A 9524-nucleotide genomic window follows, 5' to 3' on the forward strand; every position below is an offset into this window, starting at 1 on the left:
TGCATCGTTTTCTTTTATCTCATATTACGATCCCATCACAATGGTCGATTTCATGCTGTATGATCTGCGCGGTCCATCCTTTAAAACGTTGTCTGCATCGCTTATAGCTCCGGTCCCTGTATTCTACCTCTATGGTTTCAAAACGGGTGGTCTTTCTGCTTCCCTCCAGGGAAAGACATCCCTCTTCTGTCTCATAAGGCATGGATTTCTTAATGATCACGGGATTCAGCATAGCCATATCCACCCCGCCCGTACTGACCACAATAATACGTTTCTTAACGCCGATCATATTAGCTGCCATCCCTACACACCGCTCCCGGTTAGCCTGAAGGGTGTCCAGTAAATCCTTTATCACCTCATCGTCATCCCTTCCGGCAGGTTCCGATTTTTGACTGAGAAAAAAAGTGTCTCTCACCACTGCTCTTACCATAATATCTCCTTCAACAACTGTTCTTCTTCACTCTAAGAACCATCAAAATTCATCTGCTTGAAGTATAACCGATTTTCAAATTATATACAAGTATTCATGCATCTCTTCCCTCCTCCTTCCTATTTTCCCGGAGCCACTGCCCTTTCCCTTATCCTCCCATTTTGCATAACGAAACTCCAATCTTCCACTTTTTTCCAGTCTTTTTCTACAACAAATTCTCCTCACATTTAAAATTCCACAATTTCAGCAGTAAATTTTTTTAATATTTGTTCACACTTTTTCCTTGAAATAAGGTATAAATAAATTACCCCCAATACATTATATAGTTTTTGCTACACCCCATAAGAAGAAATACCTTCTCCAAAAAGACCAGCTCCCCCGCTGGTCTTTTTCCTTATGAAAAAAGAGCCCGGCTGCTGGCCGGACCCCCTTTCTCCTTCCCTACTTTTACATTTCTCCCCGCGCTTCCCGTTCACACAATTCCTTCATGATAGCAGGGTACTTTTTATCCAAACCGTAAAACAGAATCACCAGAATGACCAGTATCCACACCACAACAGGCGCAAATGCATAGATTTTAACAATGGCATTGACCACTGCCTCCGGTTGTGTAACTGCGGCTCCGGTGGATGCCACATAACCGCACAGGCTCAGGATTCCTGTAATGAGGGCCTGAGAAGCCCCCATTCCAATCTTGGCTCCCACAGACCCGCCGGAGAAAATAAAACTCTCCTGACGCACATGTGTTTTCCACTGCCCAAATTCCACCACATCACCGATCATACCGAAAATAAAAGCACTCAAAGGCGCCTGCCCAATTCCACGGAGCACTGTGGTCAATACACACCATTTAAAGTCATAAGGATTCAACAGAAACAGAAACTGTCCTGCCAGAACAATCACTGCCCCCAACAGGATAACTCTGCTTTTGGTAAAGAATTTCCGCAGCAAAGGACACAAAAATGTGACAATGATGATCACGACTGTCTCAATAAAATATAATGTACTGTACATCCAGGAATCATTATGGAACACATATTTACAATAATACGGAAGTATGGTCCCCACTACTGTCTGCGTAGTCCCCTGGAAGGTCCAAAGCAGCAAAACGGCCCAGAAATACTGATTTTTTACCAACGCTTTCAGATTATCCTTTAAGGATATAGTCCCCTGTTTTTCTCTTGCCACTATATGCACCTTCTCCTCACAGGAAAAGAAGCAGAACACAAGAAGGATAAGTGCCAGCACAGCCCAGATAGACATACATTTTATCCAGGCCGCCTGATCATTGCCGAAAGCCTTGACCAAAGGCAGCGTAAAAGTGACCGCAATGATGCGCCCTATTGGAGACATCCCCATGCGGAACACGGACAGCATGTCCCTCTGTCCGGAATCCCTGGTCATCATGGCAGAGAGAGACCCGTAAGGCAGATTAATGGCAGTATAACAGACTGTCGTACAGAAATTATAGGTAATAAACATATATATAAACTGCAGCATCTCACCGGTATGGGGCACCGTAAACAGCAAAACAGCTCCCAGGGCATACGGTGCCGCCATCCATATGATCCAGGGACGTGACTGTCCCCACCTGGAATGTGTCTTTGACACAATATATCCCATGATCACATCTGATACGCCGTCAAAAATACGCGACAGCATCATCACAATCCCCACCAGATACGGAGAGACTCCGGCATAATCCGTATAAAACAGAACCAGCAGCGTGCTGATCATGCCATAGACAATATTACACGCTACATCCCCGCTTCCGTAAGCGATCTTCGTAGTAAAGCTGATGCGGCCTTCTCTCGGAAATCTTTGTTCCTGCATAAACATCCCCCTTGTTCAGATCGTCATGCGTTCCATTTATCCGCAATACACTCTCTCATGATTTCTACGCATCTCTTTGCTTTATCCACATTATTATGTATCGTGTATACATCACGAATGGTCAATTCAACGGTACAGTTTTTCGCATGTTCCAGAGTTGTCATAATATGGCTGCGCCATGCCTCTTCATTGAGCTTTTCATCCACACCCAGATAGTTAGGGCTTGGCTTTCTCTGATAAATGATTTTCTTTCCGGCCAGCACCTCCCCCATAAATGCCTCATTGGTCCAGGGTGAAATAGAGGCTTTTCTCAGATTTTTCAATTGACTCAGGCACGGCCACAAACGTTCCAGGGGATCACAGCAGCCAAAGGAGACAAGCCCGAAACGATCTGCTACTTTTTTATAGGAATCCCAAATCAGGGTCTCAAACATTTCCTGGGAGACATTGATCGTTTCCTGGGAATCCATATGAAGCCAGACTTTGTCCAGTGTTGCAGGACCTTCACTTGGAAGCTCATCTGTCAGGCAGATAGAGCCCTGATTGCATTCTTCATAACCGGCAGTGGGATACAAAAGTCCGCTGTCCTGCCAATCCTGGAAAAATTTCAGATAATCATCCGCAAGCTGGTTCAAAACCTGTTTGATCTGGTCCGGATAGTCATAAAGTGCATAACACATATTCTGCATTCCCATAATATGTACCAGATCCTGTGTCAGCCAGCATGTTAGTGACTTGCCGGTATGTTTGACGGGAAGGATATCTCCAAAGGCATCCTGTGCCGCTTTAAAATATTCATTGGTTTTTTCTGTCTCCAACCGGAACCGGGAAGGCCTAAATTTGTCCATCTCTTCTCCCAGTTCTTCTACTTGTTCTCTGAAGTGCTGCCCGATTCCTCCATTTGCGTCCACATCCTTCAGCACATCAAAGCCCCAGGGTCTCAGCTCCAGATCCCACCATACACCAAAATACGGGGCAACTACCTTATCGTCATCCAACACCTGCATATTATAGAAATTATGCAGAAGGCGCTCTTCTATCCTGCGTGCCATAGGGTCCTCGCACTGCATCTCGGGGAACAATACCTCCTGTGTAAAATTATCAATTTCCAGATGGATCATGGGACGTTCCCCTCTGCAGGCGTTGTGGGCGATCCATTCCCGGGTCCTCTTCAGATTTTTTTCACTATTTGCAATTTCCAGCTGCCGTCTTGCCAATTCGCGCAGACGTTCTCTTTCTTTTTGTGATATCATAGCTTATCTTTCTCCCTTCGTATTATATGGGTTTTCCTTATCTGTTAACCATATGATACGTCAGAAAAAATAGATTTCCAATAAAGATTCTGACTATAATATTGTAATTTTCTGCTCTCTGAATCTCCTTCTTATTCCTACAGGGGGAATTCCCGGAATTTTTTTGGGGATAATCCGTTTTGGGCTGTAAACGTATTGCAAAAGTGGGATTCGCTGTTGAATCCTACCAGAAAAGCAATCTCCTTCACCGCAAGAGATGTGGTTTTCAACAGACATTTTGCCTCATTGAGCCTTTTTCGGATCACATATTCTTTTGGAGAACTGTTCATAGCCTTCCTGAACTTTCTGGAAAAATGGGATTCGCTCAATCCTACATGATCTGCTATCATCTCTACAGAAAGGTCACTGTTCAGGTTATCCGCAATAAACAGCAGGGCCTCTTCAATCATCAGCTCCACATTCTCGTTTCCATTCTGCAGGCTCCCCTGCATGTTTTTAGATATACCAATTATGAGCTGGTAGATATTCAGGGAATCGTCAAACTCGGAACAGAATCTTCCATATCTGCAGTTGGATATGATCTCTTTTAATTTCTTCTGCACCGTCTCCCCATTATCAAGACGGAAAACCTGGCGTCCGCCTGTACTCTCCATAATATCATGATAAAACTGCCTGGTATTTGCCCCGTCAAAATGTACCCACTGAAATTCCGCATACCCCACAGCACGATACGCATGAGGTCTGTGACAATTCAAAAACACCATATCCCCTTCTTTTGCTATACTTTTCTTCCCTTCTGATGTTATCATCATTTTTCCTTTTTTTACAAACAGCAGCATATAATTTTTATAATCAACCTGCCGTTCAATGCGGTATTCCGCCTCACAGAGGAAATGCCCCACAGACGTAAAATAAAACAGACGCTCTTTTGCCAGCGCAGACGGCGTGTAAAAATAAAAATCAGAGCCTGGCAGCACTCCCGGTTCCTGACATATCATCCTTATATCCCCCTTTCCCGTTCAGACAGACATGCTATGCCCCGCATAGTATGGTCCAGCCACATATCGCTTTACACAAAAAACGGCTATACCTCTTTTTAGAAGTATAACCGATATGTTTTTTATATACAAGGATTCAGAAAAACAGTGACTGGATGGAACACTAGTTCTCCTCCGCAGTACGAAACTCTATGTCTTTATGCAGCACAGCAATATGAAGCTTTTCTGACATAATTACCATTAAGACCAGTATAACTGCCATAAAAACCGGATAGAGCCCAATATTTATATACTGTGCAATAAGTCCGAACAGAGGCGGAACCAGGCAGGTCCCCACATAGGCAGCCGCCATCTGTACCCCAATGACCGACTGGCTTAAATCTGCTCCAAAATTAATTGGCGTCTCATGGATGATAGATGGATAAATAGGTGCACATCCGCAGCCAACCAAGATCAATCCGGCAAAGAGCACATTTCCTCCAATAGGAAGAAGAATGCAGACAATGCCCACGGCAGTTACCACCTGTCCCAAACGTATCATATTGCGGTCATTCACTTTCATCGTGATAAACCCACACACAAACCGGCCTGCTGTGATTCCCATATAGAAAAGGCTGGCCCAGCGCGCTGCCCGTTCCGGGCTGATTCCGTGATATAAGGTACAATAGCTGGCTGCCCAAATACCTGCCGTGCTTTCCAGAGCACAGTAGCAGAAAAAGCAGATCAGCACTTCCTTAACGCCTCTCAGCCTCACAAGCTGAGGCAATGTGTAGTGACGGCCCGGATTTTTTTCAGATACTTCCGAATCATCCCCTGTTTTTACTGCGTGGGATTTCTGCATCTTCCTCCAGAGTGGAAGTGAAAAAATGAGGACTGCAGTCAAAACCACCTGCATAATAGAAATGGTCTGATACCCGCCATTCCATTTTAATCCTCCTGCCACAGCCCATCCCATTACTACAGGTCCAATACTGGCTCCCAATCCCCACATGCAATGCAGCCAGCTCATATGCCTGGCAGGATAATGCAGGGCAACAAAATTATTGAGTGCCGCGTCAACACTTCCCGCTCCCAACCCATAGGGCACTGCCCAAAGGCATAAAAGCCAGAAAGAATTACTGATGGAAAAGCCAAACAATGCCACAGCCGTCATTCCCACACTGATGGCAGTAACCTTGCCGGCCCCCAGTTTCCGGGTGAGATGATCACTTGCTAAACTGGAAACGATCGTCCCTGCAGCGATGATCATAGTGATAATACCAGCCCAGGAGACGGATGCTCCCAATTCCTGATACATACTGGGCCAAGCCGATCCGAGAAGGGAATCCGGAAGTCCCAGACTGATAAATGCCAGATAGATAATAATCAATAACAATGATGTCATACCATATAAACTCCTCTTATGTCTCAAATTCAGGTTACAGTTCAACAACCCTTTCTCAAACGGTGGCTGTGAACCGTAATAAATCAGTATCTTGGCATATTATACTTCAAATTGCGGATTGCTTCCATAAAGATTGCGTATTATACTATAAGAAAAGCGACAGACTAAAATATCCTGAGGTGAAAAATGATTAGCAATCCCATACGTGTTGATGAAAAAGGCAGGGAACTACTCAATCATGGAACCCTGGCCTTCCCATGTGCCTGGTATTACAGCGGCATGAACCAGGGTGATGTGCCCTGGCACTGGCATGAAGAGATCGAGCTGGTGTATCTGAACCGGGGAACTCTGCAGTGTTCGGTTGGGAGCCGACGTTTTCTTCTTTGCGCCGGAGAAGCTCTCTTTATCAATACAGGCATTCCCCATGCCTTTTTTGAGGAGCCGGGCGTTCCCTATGAAGAAAGCGACATTGTATTCCATCCCCGTCTGATTTACGGAGATGTTGGCAGCATATTTTATGATAAATATATGCTTCCGCTTATGCGCTGCCCATACATGGCAGGCTTTGTCTTCCATACGGACACAGATTGGCAGAAAGAAGCAGCTCTTTCTATAAAAAATGCGATCACAGTCTGTAAAAACAAACCGGATTTATATGAGTTTACCGTGCGAAGCTTACTGTCTAATGTCTTTACTCTCCTTCTTGGGCATAGCAAGGACCAATTAGAGCAGAAGGAGACCAGGGCTTCTTTTCTGATGGAGCGTGTAAAGCGAATGTTGGATTACTTCCATAGCCATTACCGGGAACCCGTCAGCGTGACACAACTGGCAGACCAGGCCAATATATGCAAACGTGAATGTCAGAGGGATTTCAAAAAGGTACTGGGCCTGACACCCACCCAATATTTTGAGCAGTACAGGCTTGCTATGTCCGTGCATCTCCTTACTGAGACCAGCCACAGTATTATAGAAATCGCGGACCAATGCGGTTTCCAAAGTCCCAGTTACTTTACTAAGCTTTTTAGAGAACGGTACGGAGTCACACCTTCCGCCTTCAGATTGCATAATGAACCGGCGGATAATATCCGTTTTCCGGTCTAATCTTACAATGAATTCTGCCTATTTTTAAAACTACACAATTTCTATCCGGATATTTTTGAAATTTTGTTGACACTTATCTGTCGAAATATAGTATAAATAAATTACCCCCAATACATTATATAGTTTTTGCTACACCCCATAAGAAGAAATACCTTCTCCAAAAAGACCAGCCCCCCAGCTGGTCTTTTTATTTGCGTCTATGTATTGCTAAAACTATAATAAATAAGAATATGCAGATTGTTTCATCCACTCAAATGTATATCCCTCCGGATTGTTTTTCAGCTTATGCTTTAGGAAGTCCTCAAATGACCGGAACTTTGGAAGCAGGTATGGCGTGTTCTCATCTGCTCCGGGGCGCCATAGATTTTAACGGCCTGGACAGCGGCCTGTATCTTTTCCTATGCTGTGCAGGGTGATATATTATTAAAAAAGAATATAGCAGGTGTCGGGCCTGATTTTGCTCTTAAAACATAGTCACGAACAAGTGCCACTATCTTATCAATAGACTCAAACACTCCCTCCCCAAACACAGACTGCACTTAGTCTTAAAAATTCCGTATAACACAAAAACTCCATAAACAATCATGTTTACGGAGTTTAAAGCTCCCCCTGTTGGACTCGAACCAACGACACTGCGGTTAACAGCCGCATGCTCTACCGACTGAGCTAAGGAGGAATAGATACACTGATACACCGTACCTTCAAAACCGCATATACAAAACACAAAAACCTTTTTTCTTACCCGCCGTTCGCACTTCCGTGCTTAGGTCAAGCCCTCGACCGATTAGTAGCAGTCAGCTCCATACATTGCTGCACTTCCACCTCTGCCCTATCCACCTCGTCGTCTTCAAGGGGTCTTACTTCTTTATAGAATGGGATATCTCATCTTGAGGGGGGCTTCACGCTTAGATGCCTTCAGCGTTTATCCCTTCCAGGCTTGGCTACCCTGCCATGCAGTTGGCACTGCAACAGGTACACCAGCGGCCCGTCCATCCCGGTCCTCTCGTACTAAGGACAGCTCCTCTCAAATATCCTACGCCCACGCCGGATAGGGACCGAACTGTCTCACGACGTTCTGAACCCAGCTCGCGTACCGCTTTAATGGGCGAACAGCCCAACCCTTGGGACCTACTACAGCCCCAGGATGCGATGAGCCGACATCGAGGTGCCAAACCACTCCGTCGATGTGAACTCTTGGGAGTGATAAGCCTGTTATCCCCAGGGTAGCTTTTATCCGTTGAGCGATGGCATTCCCACTTAATACCACCGGATCACTAAGCCCTACTTTCGTACCTGCTCCACCCGTCGGTGTCGCAGTCAAGCTCCCTTCTGCCTTTGCACTCTGCGAATGGTTTCCAACCATTCTGAGGGAACCTTTGGGCGCCTCCGATACTCTTTCGGAGGCGACCGCCCCAGTCAAACTCCCCGCCTGGCATTGTCCCACCGCCGGGTCACGGCGGATGGTTAGAAGCCCAATACTGCAAGGGTGGTATCCCAACATTGGCTCCAGCACAACTGGCGTCATGCCTTCAAAGCCTCCCACCTATCCTGTACATGCAATACCGGACCCCAGTACCAAACTGGAGTAAAGCTCCATGGGGTCTTTCCGTCCTGGCGCAGGTAACCAGCATCTTCACTGGTACTTCAATTTCACCGGATGCATTGCCGAGACAGCGCTCAAATCATTACGCCTTTCGTGCGGGTCGGAACTTACCCGACAAGGAATTTCGCTACCTTAGGACCGTTATAGTTACGGCCGCCGTTTACTGGGGCTTAAATTCAATGCTTCGTCTCCTGACATCTCCTCTTAACCTTCCAGCACCGGGCAGGCGTCAGCCCATATACCTCACCTTTCGGTTTCGCATAGACCTGTGTTTTTGCTAAACAGTTGCTTGAGCCTATTCTCTGCGGCCAGGTCTCCCTGGCACCCCTTCTCCCGAAGTTACGGGGTCATTTTGCCGAGTTCCTTGGCAATGCTTCTTCCGTCGGCCTTAGGATTCTCTCCTCATCCACCTGTGTCGGTTTACGGTACGGGTACGGTATAAACAATAGCGGCTTTTCTTGACGCATGGCTCACACACTTCCCTACTTTAGTTCGGTACGCATCACGCTTTTGGGTTGTCTGACGGTTTTTCCTATCAGACCCCTCCTTCGCTTGCCCCGGGATTCCATTCCCGGGTTGTGCTCTCCACACGTGTCCCCACAGTTCTGTTATATCGCAGTACAGGAATCTCAACCTGTTGTCCATCGGCTACGGCTCTCGCCCTCGCCTTAGGCCCCGACTTACCCAGGGCAGATCAGCTTTACCCTGGAAACCTTAGATATTCGGCCACAAGGATTCTCACCTTGTTCTCGCTACTCATTCCGGCATTCTCTCTTCAATGCAGTCCACAGCTCCTTACGGTACTGCTTCTTCCCGCATTCAATGCTCCTCTACCAATGACTATGTCATTCCTCAGCTTCGGTGTCGTGTTTCAGCCCCGGACATTTTCGGCGCAGGACCTCTCGACCAGTGAGCTATTACG

6 protein-coding genes, 1 tRNA gene and 1 rRNA gene (1 of these 8 running past the window's edge) are annotated in these 9524 nt (G+C 46.3%); 1 reads left to right on the forward strand and 7 read right to left on the reverse strand.

What is annotated here, in order from left to right:
* Window positions 1-19: 19 nt before the first annotated feature.
* The 5 genes from C6P39_RS04415 to C6P39_RS04435 form a co-directional block, all read right to left on the reverse strand.
* Window positions 20-430, reverse strand: a complete 411-nt coding sequence (locus C6P39_RS04415; protein WP_104802955.1) for a peptide deformylase — start codon at window positions 428-430, stop codon at window positions 20-22.
* 447 nt (window positions 431-877) lie between these two features.
* Window positions 878-2263, reverse strand: a complete 1386-nt coding sequence (locus C6P39_RS04420; protein ID WP_095176430.1) for an MFS transporter — start codon at window positions 2261-2263, stop codon at window positions 878-880.
* 23 nt (window positions 2264-2286) lie between these two features.
* Window positions 2287-3516, reverse strand: a complete 1230-nt coding sequence (locus tag C6P39_RS04425) for a hypothetical protein (protein ID WP_104802956.1) — start codon at window positions 3514-3516, stop codon at window positions 2287-2289.
* Window positions 3517-3653: 137 nt separating this feature from the next.
* A complete protein-coding gene (locus tag C6P39_RS04430) occupies window positions 3654-4514 on the reverse strand; it encodes an AraC family transcriptional regulator (RefSeq protein WP_104802957.1) in 861 nt (286 codons plus the stop codon).
* A gap of 163 nt (window positions 4515-4677) precedes the next feature.
* Window positions 4678-5898: an MFS transporter gene (locus C6P39_RS04435; RefSeq protein ID WP_095176424.1), complete on the reverse strand. Its 1221-nt coding sequence runs from the start codon at window positions 5896-5898 to the stop codon at window positions 4678-4680.
* Between the two features lie 186 nt (window positions 5899-6084).
* Here C6P39_RS04435 and C6P39_RS04440 point away from each other — a divergent pair, with 186 nt between their 5' ends.
* Window positions 6085-6999, forward strand: a complete 915-nt coding sequence (locus C6P39_RS04440; RefSeq protein WP_104802958.1) for an AraC family transcriptional regulator — start codon at window positions 6085-6087, stop codon at window positions 6997-6999.
* Window positions 7000-7602: 603 nt separating this feature from the next.
* Here the strand turns inward: C6P39_RS04440 and C6P39_RS04445 are convergent.
* Both C6P39_RS04445 and C6P39_RS04450 read right to left on the reverse strand, forming a co-directional pair.
* Window positions 7603-7675 (reverse strand) — tRNA-Asn (locus C6P39_RS04445).
* A gap of 88 nt (window positions 7676-7763) precedes the next feature.
* A 23S ribosomal RNA gene (locus C6P39_RS04450) occupies window positions 7764-9524 on the reverse strand (it continues 1124 nt past the right edge of the window).

The sequence above is a fragment of the Blautia marasmi genome, assembly GCF_900258535.1.
GTDB classification, from domain to species: Bacteria; Bacillota; Clostridia; order Lachnospirales; family Lachnospiraceae; genus Blautia; species Blautia hominis.

Coding starts and splice junctions, on each gene's coding strand:
- C6P39_RS04425 (WP_104802956.1), bottom strand. CDS start 3,516: ATGATATCACAAAAAGAAAGAGAACGTCTGCGCGAATTGGCAAGACGG.
- C6P39_RS04440 (WP_104802958.1), top strand. CDS start 6,085: ATGATTAGCAATCCCATACGTGTTGATGAAAAAGGCAGGGAACTACTC.
- C6P39_RS04415 (WP_104802955.1), bottom strand. CDS start 430: ATGGTAAGAGCAGTGGTGAGAGACACTTTTTTTCTCAGTCAAAAATCG.
- C6P39_RS04435 (WP_095176424.1), bottom strand. CDS start 5,898: ATGACATCATTGTTATTGATTATTATCTATCTGGCATTTATCAGTCTG.
- C6P39_RS04420 (WP_095176430.1), bottom strand. CDS start 2,263: ATGCAGGAACAAAGATTTCCGAGAGAAGGCCGCATCAGCTTTACTACG.
- C6P39_RS04430 (WP_104802957.1), bottom strand. CDS start 4,514: ATGATATGTCAGGAACCGGGAGTGCTGCCAGGCTCTGATTTTTATTTT.